Source organism: Blautia sp. SC05B48 (assembly GCF_005848555.1).
GTDB lineage: Bacteria > Bacillota > Clostridia > Lachnospirales > Lachnospiraceae > Blautia_A.
On the sequence record NZ_CP040518.1, the window covers coordinates 899374 to 925117 of the forward strand.

Annotated in this window: 22 protein-coding genes and 1 pseudogene; 3 read left to right on the top strand and 20 right to left on the bottom strand. The window is 46.7% G+C overall.

What is annotated here, in order from left to right; genetic code table 11:
- Positions 1 to 26 precede the first annotated feature (26 nt).
- From nikC to EYS05_RS04130, 8 genes are all read right to left on the bottom strand, one after another.
- Positions 27 to 896 (bottom strand): nickel transporter permease, encoded by an 870-nt coding sequence (nikC, locus tag EYS05_RS04095; RefSeq protein WP_138276657.1) that lies wholly within the window; start codon positions 894 to 896, stop codon positions 27 to 29.
- Positions 893 to 1837 carry a nickel ABC transporter permease gene (nikB, locus tag EYS05_RS04100; protein WP_138276658.1) on the bottom strand — a complete coding sequence of 315 codons (945 nt, stop codon included), beginning with the start codon at positions 1835 to 1837 and terminating at the stop codon, positions 893 to 895. The genes nikC and nikB overlap by 4 nt, the downstream gene beginning before the upstream one ends.
- A 131-nt stretch (positions 1838 to 1968) precedes the next feature.
- Positions 1969 to 3918 carry a dipeptide ABC transporter ATP-binding protein gene (locus tag EYS05_RS17820; RefSeq protein WP_305764571.1) on the bottom strand — a complete coding sequence of 650 codons (1950 nt, stop codon included), beginning with the start codon at positions 3916 to 3918 and terminating at the stop codon, positions 1969 to 1971.
- Between the two features lie 25 nt (positions 3919 to 3943).
- Positions 3944 to 5530, bottom strand: a complete 1587-nt coding sequence (locus EYS05_RS04110; RefSeq protein WP_110102738.1) for an ABC transporter substrate-binding protein — start codon at positions 5528 to 5530, stop codon at positions 3944 to 3946.
- A gap of 94 nt (positions 5531 to 5624) precedes the next feature.
- Positions 5625 to 6542, bottom strand: a complete 918-nt coding sequence (locus EYS05_RS04115) for an ABC transporter permease (RefSeq protein WP_138276660.1) — start codon at positions 6540 to 6542, stop codon at positions 5625 to 5627.
- Entirely contained in the window at positions 6536 to 7528 is a 993-nt protein-coding gene (locus EYS05_RS04120; protein ID WP_138276661.1) for an ABC transporter permease, read from the bottom strand. Before EYS05_RS04120 ends, EYS05_RS04115 begins: the two co-directional genes overlap by 7 nt.
- A gap of 416 nt (positions 7529 to 7944) precedes the next feature.
- Positions 7945 to 8862, bottom strand: a complete 918-nt coding sequence (locus EYS05_RS04125; protein WP_118626048.1) for a LysR family transcriptional regulator — start codon at positions 8860 to 8862, stop codon at positions 7945 to 7947.
- A 4-nt stretch (positions 8863 to 8866) separates the two neighbouring features.
- Complete coding sequence (locus EYS05_RS04130; protein WP_138276662.1) at positions 8867 to 11308, bottom strand: methyltransferase domain-containing protein; 2442 nt, start codon at positions 11306 to 11308, stop codon at positions 8867 to 8869.
- 257 nt (positions 11309 to 11565) lie between these two features.
- Between EYS05_RS04130 and EYS05_RS04135 the strand changes: the two genes are divergently transcribed.
- Positions 11566 to 12201 (top strand): endonuclease III domain-containing protein, encoded by a 636-nt coding sequence (locus tag EYS05_RS04135; RefSeq protein ID WP_138276663.1) that lies wholly within the window; start codon positions 11566 to 11568, stop codon positions 12199 to 12201.
- A 47-nt stretch (positions 12202 to 12248) separates the two neighbouring features.
- A complete protein-coding gene (locus EYS05_RS04140; protein WP_138276664.1) occupies positions 12249 to 12782 on the top strand; it encodes a DUF3877 family protein in 534 nt (177 codons plus the stop codon).
- Positions 12783 to 12927: 145 nt separating this feature from the next.
- Here EYS05_RS04140 and EYS05_RS04145 read toward each other — a convergent pair whose 3' ends face one another.
- From EYS05_RS04145 to EYS05_RS04165, 5 genes and pseudogenes are all read right to left on the bottom strand, one after another.
- Positions 12928 to 14739 (bottom strand): DUF6320 domain-containing protein, encoded by a 1812-nt coding sequence (locus tag EYS05_RS04145; protein ID WP_138276665.1) that lies wholly within the window; start codon positions 14737 to 14739, stop codon positions 12928 to 12930.
- The gene (locus EYS05_RS04150) at positions 14705 to 15994 is read right to left on the bottom strand and encodes an alpha/beta hydrolase (RefSeq protein WP_330575550.1); all 1290 of its coding nucleotides are present in this window, start codon (positions 15992 to 15994) and stop codon (positions 14705 to 14707) included. The genes EYS05_RS04145 and EYS05_RS04150 overlap by 35 nt, the downstream gene beginning before the upstream one ends.
- Before the next feature lie 19 nt (positions 15995 to 16013).
- The gene (locus EYS05_RS04155; RefSeq protein ID WP_138276666.1) at positions 16014 to 16820 is read right to left on the bottom strand and encodes a DNA-3-methyladenine glycosylase family protein; all 807 of its coding nucleotides are present in this window, start codon (positions 16818 to 16820) and stop codon (positions 16014 to 16016) included.
- Positions 16817 to 17119: pseudogene (locus EYS05_RS17975) on the bottom strand (helix-turn-helix transcriptional regulator); the annotation flags it as partial. The gene EYS05_RS04155 and the pseudogene EYS05_RS17975, both read right to left, overlap by 4 nt.
- A gap of 444 nt (positions 17120 to 17563) precedes the next feature.
- A complete protein-coding gene (locus EYS05_RS04165) occupies positions 17564 to 18007 on the bottom strand; it encodes an HD domain-containing protein (protein ID WP_118607863.1) in 444 nt (147 codons plus the stop codon).
- Between the two features lie 453 nt (positions 18008 to 18460).
- Here EYS05_RS04165 and EYS05_RS04170 point away from each other — a divergent pair, with 453 nt between their 5' ends.
- Positions 18461 to 18739: a type II toxin-antitoxin system HicB family antitoxin gene (locus EYS05_RS04170; protein ID WP_015525547.1), complete on the top strand. Its 279-nt coding sequence runs from the start codon at positions 18461 to 18463 to the stop codon at positions 18737 to 18739.
- A gap of 141 nt (positions 18740 to 18880) precedes the next feature.
- Here EYS05_RS04170 and EYS05_RS04175 read toward each other — a convergent pair whose 3' ends face one another.
- The 7 genes from EYS05_RS04175 to fabG all read right to left on the bottom strand — a co-directional run bounded on the left by EYS05_RS04175 (position 18881) and on the right by fabG (position 25655).
- Positions 18881 to 19321, bottom strand: coding sequence for a MarR family winged helix-turn-helix transcriptional regulator (locus tag EYS05_RS04175; protein WP_022427168.1), 441 nt, complete (start codon positions 19319 to 19321; stop codon positions 18881 to 18883).
- Between the two features lie 135 nt (positions 19322 to 19456).
- Positions 19457 to 21211 carry an acetyl-CoA carboxylase carboxyltransferase subunit alpha gene (locus EYS05_RS04180; RefSeq protein WP_138276667.1) on the bottom strand — a complete coding sequence of 585 codons (1755 nt, stop codon included), beginning with the start codon at positions 21209 to 21211 and terminating at the stop codon, positions 19457 to 19459.
- Positions 21201 to 22565: an acetyl-CoA carboxylase biotin carboxylase subunit gene (locus EYS05_RS04185; RefSeq protein ID WP_118607865.1), complete on the bottom strand. Its 1365-nt coding sequence runs from the start codon at positions 22563 to 22565 to the stop codon at positions 21201 to 21203. The genes EYS05_RS04180 and EYS05_RS04185 overlap by 11 nt, the downstream gene beginning before the upstream one ends.
- A gap of 9 nt (positions 22566 to 22574) precedes the next feature.
- On the bottom strand, positions 22575 to 23003 hold the full coding sequence (gene fabZ, locus EYS05_RS04190; protein WP_015525544.1) for a 3-hydroxyacyl-ACP dehydratase FabZ: 429 nt from the start codon (positions 23001 to 23003) through the stop codon (positions 22575 to 22577).
- A gap of 57 nt (positions 23004 to 23060) precedes the next feature.
- Entirely contained in the window at positions 23061 to 23636 is a 576-nt protein-coding gene (gene accB / locus EYS05_RS04195; protein ID WP_138276668.1) for an acetyl-CoA carboxylase biotin carboxyl carrier protein, read from the bottom strand.
- A 4-nt stretch (positions 23637 to 23640) separates the two neighbouring features.
- Entirely contained in the window at positions 23641 to 24882 is a 1242-nt protein-coding gene (fabF, locus tag EYS05_RS04200) for a beta-ketoacyl-ACP synthase II (RefSeq protein ID WP_015525541.1), read from the bottom strand.
- 32 nt (positions 24883 to 24914) lie between these two features.
- Complete coding sequence (gene fabG / locus EYS05_RS04205) at positions 24915 to 25655, bottom strand: 3-oxoacyl-[acyl-carrier-protein] reductase (protein WP_138276669.1); 741 nt, start codon at positions 25653 to 25655, stop codon at positions 24915 to 24917.
- Positions 25656 to 25744: the final 89 nt, after the last annotated feature.

Here is a 25744-nt window from a genome sequence, read left to right on the forward strand (position 1 = left end):
GTGTTATATTTATTTATAAGTGCCTGTTATCCTTTTCTCCTGTTTCGTTCCTTCGGATCCATATAATCCCGGATCGTATCTCCCAGAAGATTAAAGATCATTACCGTAATAAAAATCGCCATTCCCGGCGCAAGTACCATCCACGGTGAAATCTGCAGCATACTTCTTCCATCGTTGATCATACTTCCCCATTCTGCCATTGGAGGCTTTACACCAAGTCCGAGAAAGGAAAGTCCTGCCAGCTCCATCATCATGGTTCCGATATCAAGAACTGACGTAACAAGTATGGGGCCTGCAATATTTGGAAGGATATGTTTGAGCAGAAGCTTTCCTGTACTGCTTCCGGAAAGCTTTGCCGCCATAAGATATGCAGAGTCCTTCTGAGTCAGAGTAAGCCCTCTGGCAAGTCTTGCAAACTTCGGCCAGCTGATCACCGCCAGGGCAATGATGGCATTCTGGATACCGCCTCCCAGAACACCTGCTACTGCCAGGGCAAATACCAGTCCCGGAAAAGCCAGGAACAGATCGGAGATACGCATCAGAACGGTATCGGCTTTGCCGCCCTTCCAGCCACAGAAAATACCAATAGCCGTTCCCACCACAGTGATCACCGCAACCAGGAGCAGCGTTGCATAAATACTGGTCGTGCTTCCTATGATCACACGGGAAAGCATATCTCTTCCATAACGGTCTGTCCCGAGCAGATGCTCCGGTCCCGGCGGTTTCTGGGCAAGTGCCAGATCCTGGGCATAAGGATCATAAGGACAGAGATATTTTGCAAATGCCGCTACAAACAGAAGCAATGCTGTGAGCACAAGAAAAAAGACAAGCTTTGCTTTTGTATGATTTTTCCGGATCTTCTGTTTCCGGACTGTGATATTATTTTTTCCACTCATGCTCTGTCACCTCCAAGTCGTACTCTCGGATCCAGATAGTGGTAAATAATATCTGTCACCAGATTTACCAGAACATAAATGACCGCCATCCATGCCACATAGGCCTGGATGATCGGATAGTCACGCATGGTGATCGCATCTACCGCCAGTTTTCCGACACCATCCCACATAAAGATATTTTCCACAATGGCAGTTCCTCCCAGAAGATTACCGATGGACAGCGCCAGCAGTGTGATGATCGTCAGCATGGAAGCCTTCATTACACTCTTCCAGATGATCACACGACTGCGGATCCCTCTTGCCCGGGCTCCGGTCACATAATCCTTATTCAGTTCTTCCAGAACCGTGGCACGCACCTGTCTGGTATATTTTGCAGCCATGGAGATTGCCAGTGTCAGTGTCGGCAGAATAATACTCTGTCCGAGATCTGCATTTGTGACTACCGGCAAAACGCCCAGCCTGATGGACAGAAAATACATCAGCACCATGGCAGCAAAAAAATTCGGCATGGAATTGCCGATAAAGCTTAAAAATCTTATCAGATAATCTACCCATTTGTTGTGCTTTACTGCTGACAGGATTCCCAACGGGATCGCAAGAACAATTGTAAGAAGGATCGATGACAGAGTCAGCATCATCGTTGCCGGAAGCTTTGAAATAAAGGTTTCATAGACATCTCTGTGAGACACATAGCTCTCTCCCATATCTCCGGTTACCATTCCCGCAAACCAGGCAGCATATTGTACAAGGAATGGTTTATCAAGGCCATATTCTGCCTTCGCATTATCAATGACCTCCTGGGATACTGCAGAGCCTGCATTTTCATACATATAAGTTACTGCATCTCCGCCGGCAAGCCGCATCATGGCAAAAGAAAGAAATGTGATCCCGATCAGGACCGGGATCAGCTGCAGCAACCGTTTTATTATATATTTTCCCATATTTTCCTCTCCGCACTTTGTTTCTCAGTATTTCGAATAACAAAAGTTTAACAACACGGCTGTTCTGCCACAACCCCGGCGGGGGATTTTACATATTCCATTTTGTCATGCATATGTATTCCATCATGTTCTTATATTCTCACACAGTGACATGCGGATAATTCTTTCCAGCCCTCTCCAAGAGACTGTGGCTCTTCATACTCGATCAGCCTCCGTTTTCTCTCTTCCAGCGGATCCGGGATATGGATCGCAGAAAGCAGGGACTGTGTATAAGGATGCTGCGGATTTTCAAAAAGCTCTTTTGTAGGTGCCATTTCTACCAGCTTTCCGTTTTTCATCACACCGGTTGTATCACTTAAAAAACGTACCATGGACAGATCATGGGCAATAAAAAGAAACGAAAATCTTTTTTCCTGCTGAAGCTTTTTAAAAAGCATGACGATCTGTGCCTGGATAGAAATGTCCAACGATGCGATGGGTTCATCTGCAATGATAAGACGTGGTTCCATGAGAAGGCTTCTTCCTATGGCAACTCTCTGTCTCTGTCCACCGGAAAGCTCTCCCGGCTTTTTCGACAGAATACTTTCATCCAGTCCTGTCTCCTTCAGGATTTCCCGAAGCCTGTTCTCCAGCATTTCTCTGTCACGGATCCTGCGGCTGATCTTTACAGGCTCCAGCATGATCTGCCGTATGCTCATTCGGGGATTCAATGCAGCGCCCGAATCCTGAAAGATCATCTGGATCTCCGTCTGCATTTTCTTCCGCATTCCGAAAGGATCCTTTTTATCCGGCACTCTTTCTCCCTGATAAAAGATCTCCCCGCCTGTAGGCCGGTAGATTCCTGCAAGCGTTCTGGCTGTCGTAGATTTCCCGCAGCCGGTCTCACCCACCAGTGCCATGATCTCACCTTCCCGGATGCTGAAGGAAACATCATCCACTGCATGGATCGTATAATCGGAACGGATACGGAAATGCTGCTTCAGATTTCTGGCTTCAATCAGTACAGACGCCTGTTTCTGTTCTGTTTTCTGTAAAAATGACGCTTCCTTTTTATCCGGTTTCTGTTTACGGCCGCTGTTTTCCTGTAATCTGTCCTTCAAAATGGAGGGCTTTTCTATTTTCGGAGCTCTTTCATCCAGAAGCCATGTGGCTGCATAATGCGTATCACTGACCTTAAACATCGGAGGAGTCTGTTCATAATCGATTGCCAGTGCCTGGGGATTCCGAACGGCAAACGCATCTCCCGGCGGAGGATCCAAAAGAGAGGGCGGCATTCCGGGGATCGGATTCAGCTCCCCTTTTTCACCTGCAAATACAGGCAGAGAAGACAGAAGTCCCCAGGTATAAGGATGCCGGGGATCATAATAAACATCTTCCGCTGTCCCGATCTCAATGATCTTTCCTGCATACATAACTGCAACTCTGTCTGCGATCCTTGCAACAGCTCCCAGATCATGAGATATGAACACAATACTGATCCCTGTTTTTTCTCTCAGCTCAAGAAGCAGATCCAGAATCTTTGCTTCCACGGTTGCATCCAATGCTGTAGTCGCCTCATCGGCAAATAATATTTCCGGATCACAGGCCAGTGCAATAGCCAGCACACAACGCTGACGCATTCCTCCGGAAAAAAAATGAGGTTGCAGGCCATAGCGCTGTTCTGCATCCGGAATCCCTACCAGCTTCAGCATTTCCACAGCTCTTTTTTTCGCCTCATCCCTGGATACTTTCTGATTTTTGATGATAGCCTCTGTGATCTGTTTGCCAACCGGGATCGTCGGATTCAGCGTCAGCATAGGGTCCTGGAACACCATACTTACCTTGCTTCCGCACAGCTTTTCCATTTTTTTTCTCTTATAAGCTGTGATATTCTCTCCGCAGAGACTAATCTCTCCGCTTTTTACATGTGCATTCGGTGGCAGAAGCTTCATCACACTACGGCACATAACGGTTTTTCCACATCCGGACTCACCTACGATACAAAGTATCTCTCCTTTTTTTACCGTGAGGTCAACATTCCGGACGGCCTGTACCTCGCCGTCCGGTGTGTCAAAGCTTACCGAATAGTTTTTTAATTCCAAAACGGTTTCCTGCATGATCTTTTCCTTATTTTGTAATGGTCCAGTCTTCAATATTCCACATAACACCTACGGAATGATGTCCCAGAACACGTGTGGTATCCAGCCCGTCAAGTCCGGAAACGCCTACATAATCTCCCTGGAGATAAGCAACCAGAAGGATTCCAGGTGCCTCGGCATATGCCTTTTCGAATTCACTGTAAGCCTCTTTTCTGGCTTCCTCAGTCTCACCGTGACGGCCTTCCTCAAGATATTTGTCCACATCTGCATTGGAATAATGCATGTTATTTCCACTTGCGTCGGTTACAAAGTTTACATATGCCATATCCGGGTCAAACTGTGTTGAATAACCTGCAAGGAATCCATTGTATCCTGCATCCCAGTCAAATTTGGTAACAAGCTTTACTTCCATTTCCACGCCAGCCTGCTTCAGCATATCAGACATGACATTGGCAATATCCACACGCTCTTCTTCGTAATCACGCACCTGGATGGTAAAGTGGAATTTCTGTCCGTTCCTCTCATAGATCCCATCATCACCTTTTTTCCATCCCAGCTCTTCCATCTTCTTTGCAAAGGTATCCAGATCATAGGAGTAGATATTAGCTTCCTTATCTGTTCCGAGAGGATTTCTCTGGATCGGGCTGTATGCCGCCTCTCCCTGTCCTGCAAGAACACCTGCAATAATGGAATCCTTATCCAGCGCATAATTCAGAACGCCGATGGAATCTCCGTTTTCCTTCCAGAAATCTGTGCTCATATCCATGGCAGCTCCACGGTAATCTGCTGTGGTGAACTCCCAGTAATTATATCCGTCCTTATCCTTGAACTGAGAAGCATAGTTGGAATTCAGCCATGCAAGATCCGCCTCGCCGGACTGGAGCATGGTTGCCTTTGTAGTCTCATCCGATACTGTACGGTATACAACGGTTTCAATATTCGGAACCTTTCCGTAATAATCTTCATTTCGTTTCAGTGTGATCATTCCGCCGGTAGCATCCCAGTCTTCAAATTTATAACGACCTGTTCCCACCGGATTCTGATTAAAGGATGTAGTATTCACATCCTCTCCTTCCAGAAGATGCTCAGGAAGGATTCCCATGGTAAAGTAATCCAGCATGGCAGCATCATACTGATCCAGTGTAAAGATCACAGTCTGATCATCCGGTGCCTCAATACTTGTAATGTCCTGGTAATTGCTGGTGATACTGGCTCCCAGAGTTTCATCCTCTGTAAGCTCCTTATAGGTGTATACAACATCCTCTGCATTGAAATCTTCTCCATCATGCCACTTAACACCATCTCGAAGCTTAAAAGTATAGGTATTGGTATCCTTGTCAAAGGTATAGCTCTCTGCAAGATCCTCTACCGGCTTTCCATTGGCATCATATTTCATCAGTCCTGAAAAAATAAGATCCGGAAGCTCATCATGGTTATTCAGAAGGGGATTGATCGTACTTTCTGACTCACCTGCATATACCAGAGTTTTGTTTTCTTCTGCCGCAGCTACGGTTACCACACTGCCTGCAGTTGCTCCTGTACATGCTGCGGTCACTGCTGCCAGTGTTATCGCCGCATATTTTCTTCCATAGTTGTTTCCTGTTCTCTTTTTCATTCTGTTTTCCTCATCTTTCCTTATTTTCAAACCGGTTATCCACACTTCGGAATGTTTTATCACGGTTTGCGTCCAAATATTTTTTCTGACTGCATCAGAGATTGCTGTAATGATTATTTACCTCACTTCTCACAAAGCTTCCCATACTGGTAATGCACATTAAAGTAATGACCAGAAAAACTCCCGGGATCACGATCACCCACCAGGTATTCATGATCAGTGCTTTATTTGCCAGCGAGAGCATACTTCCCCAGGAAACTACATCTGCCGGAAGCCCAAGGCCAAGAAAGCTTAAAGTAGATTCCATGGTAATACAGCTGCTTATCGAAGAGATCACCACAAACATGATCGCCGAAACAAAATTCGGTATCAGATGGTGATACATCACATATCCAAAACTTCCTCCGCAAAGTCTTGCATACATCACATAATCACTGTTCCTTATCTGCCGCACTTCACTTCTTACAATACGTGCCAGTGCAAACCACCCGGTAATGCCGATGATCACAGATATGCTGATCACATCATTGGCCTGAAGGACCGCAGACAGGATCAGGATCAGCAGAAGGGTCGGAATACTTCCGCACATTTCCGTAAAGCGCATCATAACCGAATCCACCTTTGGACCTGCTGTTCCGCTGATGCATCCGTAGGTAACACCAACCAGGGTAATGATCGCCGCACCCAGAAGTCCGATCACCAGAGAAACCCTTCCGCCATACCAGATCAGTGAATAAATATCTCTTCCAAGCGAATCCGTTCCAAAGATAAATTCCTTTCCCGGCGGTGTATTCAGATTCTGAAGATAAAAACCTGAGGGATCATGATTTGCCACAACATTCGCAAATACACAGCCCAAAACGATCAGAAAAAGCAGGAACAGGGAAAATACCGGTTTCCCCTTTAGCCTTTCCCGAAATGTTTTTTTCCGTTTTTCAGATTCATGCTGCTTCCACCCGGCACCAACTACCTGAAAAAGCTCAGCTTCTGAAAGCTTCCGGTCAGCTACCATACCCTCACCTCCGAATCCTTCATTCTTGGATCGATCTCTTCATTGACAGTCTGTGCAACAAAGCTGCTTAAAAATACGATAAATCCCGTGATCAGCACATCGATCATCAGCAGATTATAATCATGATATTTTGCAGATTCCACTGCAAGGTTTCCAATTCCCGCATAATTGAAAACAGCCTCCACAGTTACAGTCCCACCGGTTACATGGGGTACCGAAACTGCCATGATACTCACGATCGTCGGCATTACATTTCGAAGACAATGCTTCCACAGGATCTTTCTTTTGGAAAGTCCCTTGGATCTGGCAAGAAGTACATAATCCTTCCGCACCTCATCCAGGAATTTGTTACGTATCATATATGCGTAATACCAGAGATGGCTGAAGATCATTACTACCAGCGGAAGGATCATATGCTTCATACGATTGCCGATACTATCTGACATTCCTACATCATAGGCACCGCTGCTTGGGAACCATCCAAGATTTACACTGAAGATCAGGATCAGTACCACACCAAGCCAGAAAGCCGGCACATAATAGGCTGCTGTTCCGATCTTGCAGATCAGCCGGTCGATCCACTGATCCTCATGGAGCGTACAGAATATGGCGATCAGAACTGCCAGTATAAAGATCACAATATAAGCAATTCCTCCCAGCACCAGAGTATTTCCGATCAGCGGTTTGATCACATTCATAACCGGCTGCCTGTATTTCAGCGACAATCCGAAATCACCATGGACTACGTTGGTAAACCACCTTACATACTGTACCCCGATCCCCTGATCCAGTCCCAGTCTCGTTCTGGCCGCAGCCACTTCCTCACTGGTCATCATTTCCAGGGAATCTCCGTAAAAGGACTGCAGGGGATCTCCCGGTGCCAGTCTCGCCAGCCAAAACACCACCACAGACAGCAGAAACATAACCACAGCAAGCAGAAGAATCCGTTTCAGGATCCGGATGACGAGTTTATTTTCTTTGTTCATAATTTTCCTTTCCCACTGCCCTTTACAGTTCAGACAGACATTCGCATTCCGCCCTGCTGCATTCTCATGAACACAAATCACTCCACGATTTGTGTTCATATTTCAAAAGCAGTTATGACATCCAAAATCATAACTGCTTTTGAAAGGGTCGTGTTATTATTCGACAAAACATTTGTATGCACAAATAGGAGTGCGCGGAGGTTATGTGCATCACAGTGTTTTTATATACAGCACGCGGAGTGTGCTGCTGATATCATTTTATCATTTAACAGATTTCGGACAACCCCGGTACGGGGATATTGGACAGTCGGGTTTTGCATGGATATGTATTCCATATAAAAAACGGGACTTTTCTGTATCAGGAGCCTGTGTCCCGTGCAGAAAAATCCCGTCTGGTCTTTTGCTTTATTCTTTTATCACTTCCCGGAAATCTGAAGCCTTTCCTTCACGAATCCCAGAAAATCCTTTCCCTGTTCACTGAGCTCTTCACCTCTCCGGCAGATGCACCCGTAAACAAGTTTCTGGCCTTCTCCCGGAAATGTATATTTCACGGAGGAATATCCCGGATCACGGCCGGAAAGATCCGCACCACTGATATTACACAGCTCTCCGGAGCCAAGAAGACGTTCCACGATATAATCACTGTTTGTTACGACTACAGTCTCTGCCTCCACTGCGGAATGACCGTTTTCCTCTACAAGGTTCCGGTAATTATCCGGGGAAAATTCATCGGGAAATCTCTGGATCAGCCTGAGCTGGGACATATTAAAGTCTCCCTCATCTGCTGTATCTGCTTTCCCTTTCCCGGTATAAATATTTACCTCGGTTTCCGTCAGCAGCTCAAATTCCAGGTAATTCCGGGAAAGAAAATACTGGAACGCTGCCAGCTGATTCTGCATCACATAGGCGAATCCCATATCATCCTGTCTGGCTTTTACACGTTTTATGATCTCATGGGTATCTGCTGCGTAAACCTGATAATGAAGATCATCGCACTTATGTGCTTCATAATACGTTACGAAGGTATCCGCAAACCAGGAGCTGGGATGAAAGCATACACACAGGCTGCTTTTTGCAAGTGGCTGTGCCTGCATTTCCAGTTCATCTATATTTTCCAGGATCCTCTGCACATGGATATATGCACGTTCTCCTTCCGGTGTCAGCTCTATGCCCTTTGTATGACGGACAAACAGCTGAGTACGCATATCGTCTTCCATGGAACGGATCACCTTGCTTACATTTGACTGCGTGGTAAAAAGCAGCTCTGCAGCCTGGCTGAAGGAGCCTGTTTTGGCACAGGCCGCAAAATACTGGATCTGTTTGATATTCAGCATGCTCCTACCTCGTTTTCTTCGCAAAGATCAAAAACATCGGGGTCGGATTATAAAACTCGTCTTTTTCTATATAAATACGTTTGCTGATACCAAGATCAAAGGAAAATTCTTCCACACCTGTACGGCTCAGCGTTTCCAGATCCCATGCCGGACGCAGAAAAGAGCTGATAGGCAACTGCCGCTTAATATCCTCACATTCCTGCATCAGTTCATCCTGGATCTGATGATGGGCATGATTCTCCGGAAGATCCGCAGTGTCCGCAAAGTCTGCTGCCCCGTAATTTGCATCCAGATTTATCATCACTCCGCCAGGTTTCAGTACGCGGAACCATTCCTGATAAGCATGCTCCGCGTCCGGAAGTGTCCAGGTAAGATTCCGGGATACGATCACATCAAATTCCTCATCCGGAAAATCCGGAGCTTCTGCATCCATCACCATAAACCGGCAGTCTGCTTTTTCTTCCTCAGCCAGCTCCTTTGCATGAGTGATCATATCCGGCGTCAGATCGATCCCGGTTACCTGATGGCCTTCCTTTGCAAGAAGAATGGTAAAAAATCCGGTTCCGCAGCCTACATCCAGGATCCTGAGATTCTTTTTCTCCGGCAGATACTTCTTAAGCTCAGCCATCCAGCGGCCTGCAAGTGCACTGTGAAGCTCTGCTCTTCTCTGTTCCAGAAAGCTGTCGCTGCGTCTGGTCCAGTACTGGGCGATCCTTGTTTTCCGCTCGTCTTTTTCTCTTACGATATTTCCGTAGGTGATCACAGGGCCGCCTTCCACAACCTGAAGGCTTGATACCTGATAAAGGATCACACCATCCATGTCTGCGCGACAGATTTCCTGGACATTTCCCTCATAATCACGGATCTCTCCGAGATACTCATCCTGATGAACGATATCGCCTGGTTTCTTGACCGGGTACCAGAGACCGTTGACACTGGCACACTGGTAACGTACGTCATCCATCTTCAGAGGATAATAGGTGCTGTGGGAGCGGATTCCTCTGTAGGCCCCAATGCTGCAGAGAATATTCCGCACATCCCGGCGCATGGAATCCACTTCCTCCCGCTGCCAGGTTCCCATACATCCCCTTTCCAGAAGCACAGCCGGAATATCGCAGGTACTTGCCGCATAATTATAGGCGCCGCCTGTACTCACATTTGACTGTACCATATATGGGACATCAACCTGCTCTGCCATTTTTCGGGAGGCTTCCACGATCTCCGGCTTTGCCACGCCTGCAAAATATACATACGGAGTCAGCTCCTCATAATCGTCACCACCGTGAAGATCGATATAATAATCCGCCTTCCGGATCAGGGATTCTGTGATAGCTGCCGCCAGACGTTCCATTTTTGTTCCGTCCTTTTTGCCCGGGAAAACACGGTTCAGATTTTTTCCGTCTTCCCAGCTGATGCTGCCTGCACGCTTCTCAAAGTCTTCCCGGTTCAGCACCTTTACCAGAACCAGCTGGCCCTTTACCTTTTCCGGCTTCAGCCGCTTCGACAGCTCGATCAGAGTCTGGATTCCCACATACTCTCCTGCATGAAGCCCTGCTGTGACGAGAACGGTTTTTCCCGGATCTTTTCCACGGATGATGGTTGCCGGAAGGACAAATTCTCCATCTCCGAGTTCAAGAAAGCCTTCTGTTTTTTCTCCTGCCGCAACCGGAAGATTCAGGAAATGATCCGGTTTCACACCGGTTACCATAAACATTGGTGTGGACTGATAATTCAGTCTCTCTTCCTCACTCCAGACCGTTTTCCATATTTCTGTGTCTGTGCGGATTCCAAGAAGTCCTGCTTCTCTGAGAGTTTTTACATCCCAACGGGGACGGCTGATCTTTGACAGCGGTACCTGGAGGGCGATCCGCTCCATGCGCTCAATATCCGTACAGAGATAGTGATCATCCAGGCTGTTGTTTTCCACATTTTTCCGGTCGTTTTCGTAGGCCTTACGCTGCTCTTCCTCATAAAGATAGCCATACCAGTTGGCATCAAAATTCAGAAGCCTTCCTCCTGCCTTCAGTACACGGACCCATTCTCTGTAAGCAACATCAGGATGCTCCAGATTCCAGGTAAGATTTCGTGAAATGACCACGTCAAAGGTATTATCCTCAAAATCCAGCTTCTGTGCATCCATCCTCCAAAAACGGATGTTCCGGCAAAGGTCTCCCGCATTTTCCTTTGCCTTTTCCAGCATTCCTTCCGTATAATCTACTGCATCTACATGATATCCGGCTTCTGCCAGGATCACAGGAAAAAATCCGGGGCCTGTTCCGATATCCAGGATACGGATCTCTTCCTTTGGCTTGTCCGGGAACTGACTGGTCAGCACCTTAAGCCATGCGTTTTTCTGCGTTCCCGCAAGCTCTTTATGATTCACTTCGGAGTACCCTTCTGTACGGGTGCTCCAGTAAGATTCGATTTCATCGAGAAGTTTTTCCACGTTGATTCCTCCGCACTTTTCTATTCACGTGAGGGAAATCAGGTCCCCCCACAGGTCACGTTTAATGTACCAAATTGTCAGGGTATTAACAAGCCCCTGGGGGGGATTCCCCACATTGCTCTGCCGATAAAATTTCCGAATGCCGAACACTGCTTCCGTACTCCTGTCCACCTTGTAATTCTCCGAATGCTGTGGTATCATCCTGGCTGTAGTAGTTCAGTAATATAACCGAAATTGAAAGGATGGTTCATATACAAATGACAACACAGGAACTGGCCTATGAAGTTATCAGCCGTTTAAAAAAGGAATATCCTGATGCAGACTGTACACTGGATTATGATGATGCCTGGAAGCTTCTTGTAAGTGTCCGTCTGGCAGCTCAGTGCACCGATGCCCGGGTCAATGTAGTAGTTCAGGATCTCTATGCAAAATACCCGGATGTGGCAGCCCTGGCAGCTGCAGAGCCGGAAGCAATCGAAGCCATTGTACGTCCCTGCGGCCTTGGAAAAAGCAAAGCCCGGGATATCAGCGCCTGTATGCGCATTCTCCACGAACAGTATCACGACAAGGTACCGGAAGACTTTAACGCACTTCTGAAGCTTCCCGGTGTGGGCCGAAAAAGCGCAAACCTGATCATGGGTGACGTATTCGGCAGGCCTGCCATTGTAACAGATACTCACTGTATCCGCCTTTCCAACCGCATCGGCCTTGTCCATGACATGAAGGATCCGAAAAAGGTGGAAATGGCTCTCTGGAAGATCATCCCTCCGGAAGAAGGCAATGATCTCTGCCACCGTCTTGTCAATCATGGAAGAGAAGTCTGTACAGCGCGGACAAAACCTTACTGTGACCGCTGCTGTCTCAATGATATCTGCGAAAAAAATGGGATCTGAATGTATGCAGTTCAATAAACCTTCAGACCCCGGAAAGGAAAAACATAATGAATTTCAAAAAACTGGAAAATAATCTCCTGGATATGATCCAGGAACAACAGGTAAAGATCGGATACATGAGCGGAGTTACCCGTTTTTATTATCCGCTGCAGTCTCTGAACCGCCTTCTTGGCACAGAGCTTACGGAAGAAGAAATGCAGCATGCAATGGAAGAATTCTCAGATTATGCCTGTGACCGTCTTGGAAAAGTAACGGCTTCTTCCAAAAACGGGCGTTTCTGCATCACCCTGCCGCCTCAGGCCTCGGACTACGTTCACGAAAACCGAAAGCCAAGTGAATTTCTGGTACGCTTTATAGGCACAGTTGCCCGTCATGGCTGTACTCTGGATGAAGTGATGGACGTTTTTCGTGCTTATTCTGACCATGTACACGTGGAAAAAACAACCGGAACCGGATTTGATTATCTTGTATATTTCGAAGACGGGATCCCAGATGACTACCGGTATTGTCTGTCCCTGGAGGGTGAGCATATGATCTATCATAAGTTTACACCGGAGGACTATGAAGATTTCGGATTCTGATCTTAGAACACCGGACAAGCTTCCACCCACTGCTTATTGCTTTTCGCAACCCTGCAGGAGACTTCCTTGATTTGATCAAAAAACCGCCGGTCTGCAGACAGATCTTCAAAAAAATCCTCTGCAGATCGACGGTTGTTTTTATTTTCTATGCCCGGAACTTCTTCTGCATCTCCCGCACCATATCTTTCCTCTTAAACAGAAACAGCCATACCAGCATCAGGAAACTGACGCATATGCAGATCAGCGACGGATACAGCACCGTCACCACACCGGCAACCAACAGGATTACAGGAATCACTCCTCCGAAAGCTCCTGCTTCCAGAAGATAGATCATATATTCCGCCACCTCCAGCTTCTGTACCGCAGTGATCACCCACATGGAGCAGATCACAGCAAGCGCAGCCAGAGGAAGCAGATAATCCACAGACCAGCCACGCCAGCCGGTAAACACATCCCAAAGCACTCCTGCAACAGCTGCGATCACCAGCTGCCACATCTCATTCTTCAGAAGATTCCGCCGCTTCACATAAGCCACTGAAACCATCAGCCAGGTGCAGAACGCCCCTGCATTCACAAACCAGGCCCAGCCTATATGACCATCCAGCAGATAATCGATCAGATTACATACCACAGCCAGCACAATACACAGAAATGTAAAGCTTTCAAAAATCTTCATCTGCTGCTTCTGCTCCTCTTTCTGTCCTGGAAGATCATTCTCCCGAATTGTACAGGACACCTGCTCATTTTTCAGTCTCTCCACAAAATTCCGCTCAATATTTCCATTGGGGATCTTGGACGTAAAACTTAAAACCATCTCATCACCAAAAGAACAGGAACACAGCTGCAGACTATCCGTGCTTGCAAAAAGTCCGAATCTCTGAATATATTTCCGATATTCCTCCGGCATCCGGATGATCCCCACATTGGAATAGATCGCCGTGATTGACCTTCCTCCCAGGGTCGTCCCGGCAAGAAGAAACGGGGTTTTGATCTCCAGTGGTACCAAACGCAGGATCGGATTCTTCTCCAGGCTTACGAGATCATTAAGCTTTGCTTCGATCACGTCCTTACTCAGTTCCTTTGCAAACTGCTCCTTTACGGATTTCAAAATATCCTCAAAGGCTGTATCAGACTGAAAATAACAGCTTATCTCAATCCATCCGAAGAAATTTGCCATAGACCGGGATGGAAAATAATTTCTCAAATTTACCGGGATCATCAGACCAATGGGCTTTTTCACCTGATTCTGAGGCACTTCTTCATGGATCGCCCAGATAAGTGTTGCCGTAAGAAAAACCGTGATCGACACACCGGCCGCTTTTGCACGGGCGTGGATCTCTTTTACCGGAATACAGACTTCCGTGATACTCATATCCTCCTGCCTGAGCTTCTCACCTTTTAGCTGGAAGGCAGGCTTCTTGGACTCTCTCTTTCTTGGCGCATCGGAGGAATAATACTGAGAAAAGCTGTCCTCCTCCATATCCCTGCCCGTAATGTTCTCATCCGGAAAAAGCTCCGGAAGCTCTGCGGATGAGTGCGTCTCCTGAAGATAATTTTTCACCAGCTCCATCAGAAAATGCATGGCTCCCGTTCCATCCGTCAGCGCATGAAATACCTCGAAGTTGATCCTGTTCTTATAATAGCTCACCCGAAAAAGAAGCGTTTTTTTGTCCGGAATATAAAGTCCGCTGCAGGGTGCACCTGCTTCTTTCTTTACCACTGCCGGAATATCACGTCTCTCCAGATAAAACCAGAACAGTCCCTTTCTTAAAACTGCACGGAAAAGAGGATATTTTTCCAGTGTCCTCTCCAGGGCTTCCTGCAGTGTTTCTTCTTTTATCTCTTCTTTCAGTTCACAGTAAAAACGAAATACCCTGGTGTCATTCTTTCCTGTCACCGCCGGGAACGCCAGCGCTGCGTTGTCAAGTTTTCTCCACTGTGCATATTCGTTCTTCATGATGCTTTCCTTCTTCCTGTTCCTCTGTTTCCAGAAAACGATTTACATATGCAAAGCTCTCCTGCACATGCAGAAATTTGATTCCCAGTGCAAAATACCCGTGAAACGCACCTGCGATCCTGTGCACTTCCACACGATTTCCCGCTTCCTTCAGCTTTTCACCAAATGCCTCTCCTTCATCCCGAAGAGGATCGAACTCAGCGGTAAGTATCAGTGTATCCGGCATATTTCGAAGATCCTTCTCCAGGATCGGCGCAAAATATGGATTCCTCCTGTCTTCCGGACAACTCTCATAGAGTTTCAGATAATCTTCCATCTTCTCTGCTGTGAGAAGATAGCCGGTTCCGTTTGTTTTTACGGATTCAAAGGGAGAGTCTTCCGTATAACAGTTGTTCAGTGCCGGATAAATAAGAATCTGTTTTTTCGGAAAAAATTCTCCGCGGTCTCTGGCCATCATACATACAGCCGCTGCCAGATTTCCGCCTGCACTATCTCCCATAATGGTGATACGATCCGGATCCGTATTCAGAAGAAAACGATTGGTGTAAAAAATCTTCGCAGCTGCATAACAATCCATCAGTCCCACCGGGAAACGGTATTCCGGTGCCAGCCTGTATTCAACAGACGCCACGATCTGACCGGTAGACTGTGCCATTCTGGCACAAACCCGCTGATAATTCTCTACACTTTCCGTAACCCAGCCACCACCATGGAAAAACAGGATCACCGGTGGTTTTTTTCCGAAGGCGGCACCGTTTTCCATGTCCTCTTCTGTTGGAAAAAACAGACGGATCGGCACTTTATAGTCTCCGTTATAAACTTCCGCATCCAGTGTCCTGTAAAAGATCCTCATAGGATCCATCTTCTTAAGATCTGCCAGCTTTCTGGAAGCCTCCACTTCGATCCCGCCATAGGAAAGAGCATGGAGCACTGTCCGCACGGCACGTGGCATAGCAGTTTCTCTCCCGGTCGGAATGCCCGGAACTATGATCGGGCGGCTTCTTCTGTTTTCTTTTCTTGTATAGATATATTTTGTTTCTGTTCCATATCTTCCAGGAATGCAGACTTGTTTCACGCAGGTACGCCTGTAGGCAATCCTCTTCAAAATCTCATGATCTGTACGGATGATCACTTCCGTTCCCTTATAGCCCCGGATATAATATCTGTTTTCTTTCTTTTTTATACGTGGTTGTCTCAATCGCAGTAAATATTTTCTGATTACTTTTTCCTCCGTGGATTTTTCCTTTATTTTCACCTATGATAGCATCCGCAGTCTATGAGTACAAGTCATAGTAAAAAATATACTGCTGCATGATCCCACGCATTCCTCTGTATCTGCGGTTGGGAAATCCTCTTTTGTAATGCACGTCCATGACCTGACGGATGTGGGTATCTATGGGAAAAGCATCCATATGATGCAGTGCAAACAGGCAGATACACTCAGCTACCTTTTCTCCCACACCACAGAGCTTCATCAGCTCCTTCTTTGCCGGATGGTAACGCATATTATAGATTTTTTCCAGAGAGATCTGGCCGGATGCAATGGTCCTGGCCGTTACTGCGATATATTTTGCCCGGTATCCCAGGCCGCATCCTCTTAACTCCTCTTCCGTTGCCTGACTCAGCGCCTCTACAGTCGGAAAAGCGTAGTATTCCACACCTGCAGATGAAATTTTTCGCTCTCCGTATTTCCGGCAGATGGTTTCGATACATTTGCGGATACGCTTGATATTGTTCTGCTGAGATATCAAAAACGTAACGATCATTTCCCAGAGATCCTGTCTTAATATCCGTATCCCGTCTCCTGCCTTTATTGCGGCACCCAGATATTTATCCCGTGGATTAGCCGCATTCATGTAAGCTTCATAATCCGTATCCAGATCAAAATAAAGCACCCAGTAACAGATAAACTCCTCCTGAGAGCAGCAAAAATCCACCACTCCGTCTTTCTGATGCATTTCCAGATACTGGTCTCCCGCCACCATGGAAAAATGTCCGTCTCCAAGCTTTTTCATCCGGAAGCACTGTCCGGAATCGCATATTTTATCAAGGCTGAAATGTTCCAGTTCTACTGTGATCATGTCTGTTCCTCTCGTAAATATTTTTCCTTATATAATGTTCTGTATTCTCTTGGTGTCATCCGGTACCGTTCCCGGAATACCCGGTTAAAAGTCCTCTGACTTTCAAATCCCGCATTCATACAGATATCCGTAATACTTTCATCACTACATTCCAGATGGATCGTCACATAATTCAGTCGCTGCTCATTGAGAAACTGATTGAAATTCCGGTGAAAGGTTCCGGAAAAAACTCTGGACAATGTGAACCTGCTGATGCCCAGATCTCTGGCCATCCGATCCAGAGACATCTCCCTCTTCCATATGAGAAAGCTCCTGTCCCATACCAAGCTCCAGAGTTCCCTCTGTGATATAGATAAACTCTATGGAGTTATGAAGATGGGGTGAAGCATGGGCTGAGGTCCGCAGATGAATATGGAGATTCTTCTTTTTTTCTTCGTATACTGGAAACATAGATTTTTCTCTCCGCAATATTTGACTACTTTTTCTGTGTTTTTGGCACGTAATATTTCCGAGAGTTTATTATAATGCATTTGTAAGTTAAAGAAAAGAGGAGGAAAACAAAATGAAAAAAATCATAGAATTTATCAAATATGCGATCAAATGCTACATGGAGATCAATGCAAGAAATCCATACTTCCGCTAAGAAGATCCACAATAATATCTGAGGTCACGGATATTTTGTATGGACCATGCGCATGAAAAAGCTGAATAAAGGTCAATAAATGACTTGTGCGAAAATAATATCACCTGGCATCATGAAGTATCTCCAAAGCCCGTTTATATCTTCCGTGCAGCCGTGATATCTGTTCAGCAGACATATTTTCGCAGTCAGAAAGACGTGTTACATCAGAATTGTGGAGCAGATCAGCCTGCTTCACTTTTTTTGCGATCGGATTTTTCCGAAGATTCCGGATATAATCAAAATAATTCTTATTCTTATCTCTTGTAAGACAACGTAATGCCTCCACAACCTCTTCCGGAAATTCTCCGGTAAGATCCTCAAATGTGATCTCTGTATCTTCTATCACATCGTGCAGAAGTGCCGTACATACACTGAGTTCATCATCCATTTGCTCCGCTACATGAAATGGATGAAAGATATAAGGTGTCCCGCTTCGATCTGTCTGTCCATGATGTGCCTCGTATGCCACCTTCATAGCTTTTTTCGTCAAAGCTGTATAAATCATAGCTGTGCCCCCCGTCAGGTCTTTCGACCCCCCGTTCATACTCTGTATTACACAGTATAGCATCTATATTTCCTACATACAAGGATAAAAAGTTTTATATATCTATCATTTTTACTTATATACGGCAATTTTCTGATTATAATATCCTCAAAACTCTGCTGTTCTTGTTACTTTTCACTGGTAATGTTCCGCGAGGTGTTTTTTGTGAGCGAAGGTCACAGAAAACCCGAGACATACCGCGCGAATTTATGCGATCAGCATAAATTCTGTGCATCGCGAAGCGTGTTACTGAGAACGGAGTGAACAGTGACCTTATTTGGATCTTTCGTTCGGTCATGAACTCGCTTGCCCTCATTCTGAAATTGGTATATACTTATCCTGGTCAGGTAAAACTATTCATATTCGTGGTATTACACGGATCACTTCATTTTAAAAAAGAAAGGAATCTTACCTATGAAATTTATATATCCCGCAGTTTTCCGTCCCACAGAGGACAAAAAATACAATGCTTTTTTCCCGGATCTTGCCTGCTGTGAAGCCAACGGTGACACGCTGGATGATGCCATCGAAAATGCCAATGCAGCTGCATACGACTGGATCTACACAGAGCTTATGGAATTTGAGGGAAAGCTTCCTCCGGTTTCCGATGAGAGCGATCTGGAGCTTCAGGAGGGAGATGTTGTCCGCAATATCTCTGTAAATATCCGTTTTCAGGATGGCTGGGACGAATAAACTCCCGTATCACAAAAACAAAGGCGACATTTAATATTATTTTCAATAAATGTCCGTGTCGAAAATGCCTGTTATGCAAAAAGCATCCGGATCGGTAATTGTCCTTTATTACCGATCCGGATGCTTTTATTATACGTTTCTTTATTGTTCATGATACTGTCTGAAAAATTTACGCAGTCCGTCCAGTGCTTTTACCAGCACTTCTGTCTCATTCTCATTCAGCTCTGCGATCACCGCTTCTGTCATCTGCCTGTGAAACTCCGCATGATGATGATATGCCATACGTCCCTTATTTGTAAGCTGGATAAATACCACACGCCGGTCCTTCTCACTTCGTTCTCTCTTCACATAGCCTTTTTTTACAAGACTGTTCATAGATGTTGTGAGGGAGCCTACAGTGATCTTAAGCTTAGCTGCAATGGAGGACATGTTCCCTCCTCCAAGACCTACAGCCTCGATAATGTGCATATCATTATTGGAAATATCTTTATATTTATCTGTGATGATGGCTTCCTCCTCCAGTCGGAGGATCTCATTGAACAGATTCACCAGCACGTCATTTATAACTTCCCGATTGTCCACTCTACCCGCTCCTGTTTCTCCGGAGTAAAAAGGCTTCTCCGGTTCTCTGTTTATGAAGCCATCGTAACATAAATATGGCATTTTTTCCACTGGATTTTTGCTTTGCAGGCTACAAAATCACTGCACTTATTGCTTCTACATTTTCCGGAAACGTTCATAGCGATGTTCCAGAAGCTTCTCCGACTCTTCTTCGCCATATTTCTCAAGAAAATCCGCAATTCCGTTTTCCAGATAACCTGCAATATCATTTATGTTCTCACGGCTTACAGGCTCTGCTTCCGGGATCACATGCTCGATCATCCCCATCTGGTAAAGGTCTGCAGCTGTGAGCTTCATCACTGCTGCTGCTTCCTTCGCCTTTTTGCTGTCTTTCCAGAGAATGGAGGCAAAGCCCTCCGGGGACAGGATGGAATAAACGGAATGCTCCAGCATCCATACCTCATCTGCCACAGCCAGGGCAAGGGCACCTCCGCTTCCACCTTCACCGATCACAACGGAAAGCACCGGCACTGTGAGACCTGCCAGTGTATAGAGATTTTTAGCAATGGCTTCACCCTGTCCACGTTCCTCTGCTTCTAACCCGCAGAATGCACCTGGTGTATCTACAAGACAGATCACCGGACGGTGAAATTTCTCTGCCTGCTGCATCAGACGCAGGGATTTCCAGTACCCCTCCGGAGAAACCATTCCGAAATTCCGGACAATGTTTTCCTTTGTACCCTCTCCTTTTTCCTGTGCAAGAACAGTTACCGGCTGTCCGTGGAAAAATGCCACACCACCGATCACTGCCGGATCATCACCACAGTGACGGTCTCCGTGAAATTCCATGAAATCGTCAAAAAGTGCTTCGATGTAATCCTTTCCTGTAGGGCGTGTTTTGGCTCTGGCAAGCTGGACATGTTCCCAGGGAGTGAAATCTCCGGATGGGGCGAAGTCCGGCCAGATCGTATTATCTTCCTCAACAGTTTCCATTGATTCCTTATTGTCAGGATTGAGCCTGTTTTTAATGTCTGTATTATCGGACTGTACATTATTCAGGACTTTATTCTGATGCAATCTCAGAATATCTGCCAATACGATCCTCTGCTCCTCACGCTTTACGATCTTGTCCACAAAGCCGTGTTCCAGAAGAAATTCTGCTCTCTGGAAGCCTTTGGGAAGCTTTTGCCCGATGGTCTGTTCGATCACTCTGGGACCAGCAAAACCGATCAGCGCTTTCGGCTCTGCCAGGATAATATCTCCCAGCATGGCAAAGCTTGCCGTCACGCCGCCTGTTGTCGGGTCTGTGAGGACCGGCACATAAAGAAGTCCGGCATCGCTGTGCTTCCGGATGGCCATACTGGTTTTTGCCATCTGCATCAGGGAAACCAGGCCCTCCTGCATTCTGGCACCGCCGGAACAGATATAGAGGATTACCGGCAGCTTCTCCTCTGTGGCACGTTCAAAAGCCCGCGTGATCTTTTCCCCCACGACTTCTCCCATACTGGACATCATGAAACGACAGTCACAGACACCAAGTGCCACAGGTGTCCCTTTTATAGTACACTTTCCGGTAACTACAGCCTCATCAAGCCCTGTCTTTTCACGAAGCCCCTGAAGCTTTTCCTCGTAGCCTCTGTACTGAAGGGGATTCTGTTCTTCCATGTGAGCATCCCACTCCACAAAGCTCTTTCTATCTGCGATCAGTTTAATCCGACGATAAGCGGGTACATGGAAATAATTTCCGCAGTGGGGACAGATGTATTGATTCTGCTTTACCTCGTCTACAAAAACCGCCGCTTTGCAGGCGTTGCATTTACGCATCAGGTTATCCGGCACCTCCGGAATGTTTTCCTGTTCCTCACCCCGGATATCCCTGACTGTTTTTTTGAACATGTGCTTAATTCTCATTGATCTTCACTCCCGCAATGATATGGCTGGCAAGAAAGCCAGTGTCAAAGTTTCCGGACTGATAATCCTCATCTTTCAGGATTTCGTACTGATAGTCAATATTTGTATCGATTCCGTCAATGATCACCTCACCAAGAGCACTCTGCATTTTTGCAATGGCTTCTTTTCGGTTACCTGCATGAACGATCAGCTTCGCAAGCATGGAATCATAATAAGGCGGGATCTTACAGCCGTTATACACACAGGTATCCACACGGATCCCGTTTCCCCCCGGAAAATGCGCTCCCTGGATAGTTCCCGGCGAAGGGCGGAAATTTTTCTGAGGATTTTCAGCATTGATCCTGCACTCAATGGCGTGTCCCTGGATCCGGACATCCTCCTGAGCGATCTCAAGAGGCATTCCGGAAGCGATCTTCAGCTGCTCCTTTACAAGATCGATCCCTGTCACCCACTCTGTCACCGGATGCTCCACCTGGATCCTTGTATTCATTTCCATAAACCAGAATCTTCCATCCGGTTCCAAAAGAAATTCGATCGTTCCCGCATTTACATAACCGGCTGCTTTCGCCGCCGTCACCGCCGCATGACCCATTTTTTCTCTTAATTCCGGAGAAACTGCAGCACTTGGAGATTCCTCGATCATCTTCTGATGATTTCTCTGGATGGAGCAGTCACGCTCTCCCAGATGGATCACATTTCCGAAGCTGTCTGCAAGGATCTGAAACTCAATATGTCTCGGATTTACCACGAAATGTTCAATATACATAGTACCGTCGCCAAAAGCGATCTCAGACTCTTTTCTGGCAGTTGCATAGGCTTCCGGAAATTCCTCCGGTGTGTTTGCCACACGCATGCCTTTTCCGCCGCCGCCAAGAGCTGCCTTGATGATCACCGGATAACCGATCCTCTCAGCTTCTTTAAGACCGGTTTCAATATCCTCCACATCCCCTTCGCTGCCCGGAACTACCGGAACACCAGCTGCGATCATGGTGCTTCTTGCAATTTTTTTGTTGCCCAGCATACGGATGACCTTTGATGGAGGACCCACAAATGTGATCCCGCATTTTTCACAGAGCTCCGCAAATCTGGCATTTTCAGAAAGAAAACCAAATCCCGGATGAATGGCATCCGCACCGGAAACCATGGTTGCACTGATGATCTGTTCCATATTCAGATAGCTCTGTGCAGATGGTCCCGGTCCGATACAGATTGCTTCGTCCGCCAGCTGTGTGTGAAGGCTTTCCTCATCTGCCTCAGAATAAACCGCCACTGTGGCAATTCCCATTTCTCTGCAGGCACGGATAATACGCACCGCAATCTCGCCTCTGTTGGCGATCAGTAACTTTCGAATCATACAATCACCTTACCCGATCATAAATGTAAGCTCAGCCTCTACGGCAACCTCGCCATCCACAGATGCCACTGCAGAACCAATGCCTACAGGACCCTTTCTGCGGATGATCTTTGTTTCAAGACGGAGCTTGTCTCCCGGAGCTACCTTTCTGCGGAATTTACACTTGTTGATGCCTCCGAAATAAGCGGTTTTTCCCTTCATGTCCTCCAGGGAAAGAATGGCTACCGCACCCACCTGTGCCAGCGCTTCTACCATCAGAACACCCGGCATTACCGGCTCCTGGGGAAAATGTCCCCGAAAAAAATCCTCGCGGAAGGTCACACATTTATATCCGACAGCAAATTCACCCGGCTCATAATCTTCAATATAGTCCACAAGCAGAAACGGATGTCTGTGTGGAATGATCTCCTCGATCTGTTTTACATCAAGATGCTTCATTCTCTATCCTCCTGAAACAATAATTTTTCTTATTCTCTGATTCTGATCTGAAGGTACTTATCGGATACGGAAAAGCTTCTGACCGTATTCTACCGGCTGTCCGTTCTCCACATAGATCTCTGCGATCTCGCCGTCAAAATCACTTTCGATCTCATTCATCAGCTTCATAGCTTCCACGATTGCAAGAACCTGGCCTTTTTTTACCTTGTCTCCCACCTGAACGTAAGGCGGAAGATCCTGGGACGGTGCAGCATAGAAGGTTCCTACCAGCGGAGATGTTACCAGGCTGCCTGTCTGATCTTCCCCGCTCTGTGATGCGGTTTCCGACTGCTCAGCACCTTTCACTCCCTGTGCTTCTGCCACAGTTTTTCCTGTCACTGCCATTTCATCTGTTGAAACCGGCACCACAGGATCTTTGCCTGCCGCCGGTGCTGCATTCACTGCCCTGCGGACTTTTCCACCGGTCATTCCTGCTGCCGGAATGTTTTCCACAGTTTCTCCCATAACACCCTGGATGATCTGTGGCTTTCCATGTTCCATGCTTAATGTCAGATCTGCTGTCTCATATGTAAAGGCAGTAAGCTCTGATGCAGATACGTGATCGATCAGTTCAAGGATCTGGTTAAATTCCATAGGTTCAGTCCTCCTCATACTTCTTTACAAGCAATGTTCCGTTGTGTCCTCCAAATCCAAGGGAATTGCTCATTGCATAACGAACTTCCTGTTTTGCCGGAGCGCCGATCATATAGTTCAGATCAAGCTCCTCCTCTGTTTCTGTTGTTCCCACTGTCTGATGGATAAATCCGTCCAGAATGGATTTTACGCATACGATAAACTCAACAGCTCCTGCTGCGCCAAGAAGATGGCCCACCATGGATTTTGTGGAATTGATCTTTACATCCTTGGCAGCGTCCTTAAACGCAAGCTTGATAGCTCTTGTTTCAAACAGATCATTGTGATGTGTTCCGGTTCCGTGTGCATTGATATAATCTACCTGCGCCGGTGCAACACCTGCTTCCTTCATGGCATTTTCCATAGCACGTGCGGCGCCGCTTCCGTCCTCGGCCGGAGATGTGATATGGAATGCGTCTGCAGTTGCACCGTATCCCACAACCTCTGCCAGGATATTGGCATTTCTCTTTTTGGCATGCTCCAATTCTTCCAGAACAACCACACCTGCACCCTCGCCCATAACAAAACCGCCTCTGTCTTTATCAAACGGAATGGATGCACGCAGCGGATCCTCACTTGTGCTCAGTGCAGTAAGGCTTGCAAAGCCTGCGATACCGATAGGGCAGACAGCTCCCTCTGTACCACCGGCAAGCATTACATCTGCATCACCATACTGAATGGCACGGAAAGCATCTCCGATACAATGTGTTCCTGTCGCACATGCCGTTACCACGTTGGTGCATTTTCCTTTTGCGCCGGTAGCGATAGAAACATTTCCGGCTGCCATATTTGTGATCATCTTCGGAACAAGAAGCGGATCCACTCTTGAAGGACCTTTTTCCATAAGCTTCTTCTCATTGGTCTCGGTAGCCTGAAGACTTCCCACACCGGAGCCGATGATAACGCCTACCATGTACGGATCTTCCTCTTCCATCTTAAGCCCGGAATTTTCCACTGCTTCCAGTGCAGCTGCTACCGCATACTGGGAAAAAGGCTCCATTCTTCTTGCAGTTCTCGGATCCATGCGATCCTTTGCCACAAAATCTTTAAGCTCTGCTGCCAATGTTGCCTTGTATCCGGTCGTATCAAAACGGGTGATCGGTCCGATCCCCACCTTTCCTTCTTTTACTCCGTTCCAGAAGCTTTCCACATCATTTCCGATCGGTGTTACTGCTCCAAGTCCTGTTACTACTACTCGTCTTTTCATCAATCTATCCTCCTGACTCCGGGGAGCCTTCTTTACATTGCCATTCCGCCGTCTACGCGAAGTACCTGTCCTGTGATGTAACGTGCACCGTCTGATGCCAGAAATGCGGCTGCCTTTGCCACGTCTTCTGCTGTTCCCATGCTTCCCATGGGGATAGATGCCGCAATATTTTCTTTTACTTTGTCAGAAAGCACGTCCGTCATGTCTGTTTTGATAAATCCCGGTGCAATGGCGTTGACCGTGATTCCTCTGGATGCCAGCTCCTTTGCCGCGGATTTTGTAAGACCGATGATCCCGGCTTTGGATGCCGCATAATTGGCCTGTCCTACATTTCCACGAAGGCCTACCACCGATGAAAGGCTGATGATCCGTCCGCTTCTCTGCTTCAGCATCATTCTGGACACATGACGGATGCAGTTGAAGGTTCCTTTCAGATTGATGTCAACAACTCTGGAAAAATCTTCCTCACTCATTTTCATGAGAAGTCCGTCCTTCGTAACTCCGGCATTATTTACCAGAATATCAACACGTCCGTATTTCTCTGCAACGGCTTTAAAAAAAGCTTCACATGCATCAAAATCTGCCACATTGCACTGCAGGATATCTGCCTGGCCACCGGCTGTCTCGATCTCTGCTTTTGTTTCCCGGGCTTTTTCTTCTGAGCCGTTATAATTGATCACTACAAGATTTCCTGCTTTTGCAAGTTCCAGGGCGATGGCTTTCCCGATTCCACGTGCACCGCCTGTTACGACTGCGATTTTTTTCTCTGACATATGAATTCCTTTCTGATGTTATGCGGTCGTCCGTGATCCGCATTTGTTACCTGGCATTTCTGTCTGCTGCCCTATGCCAACTTTACTTT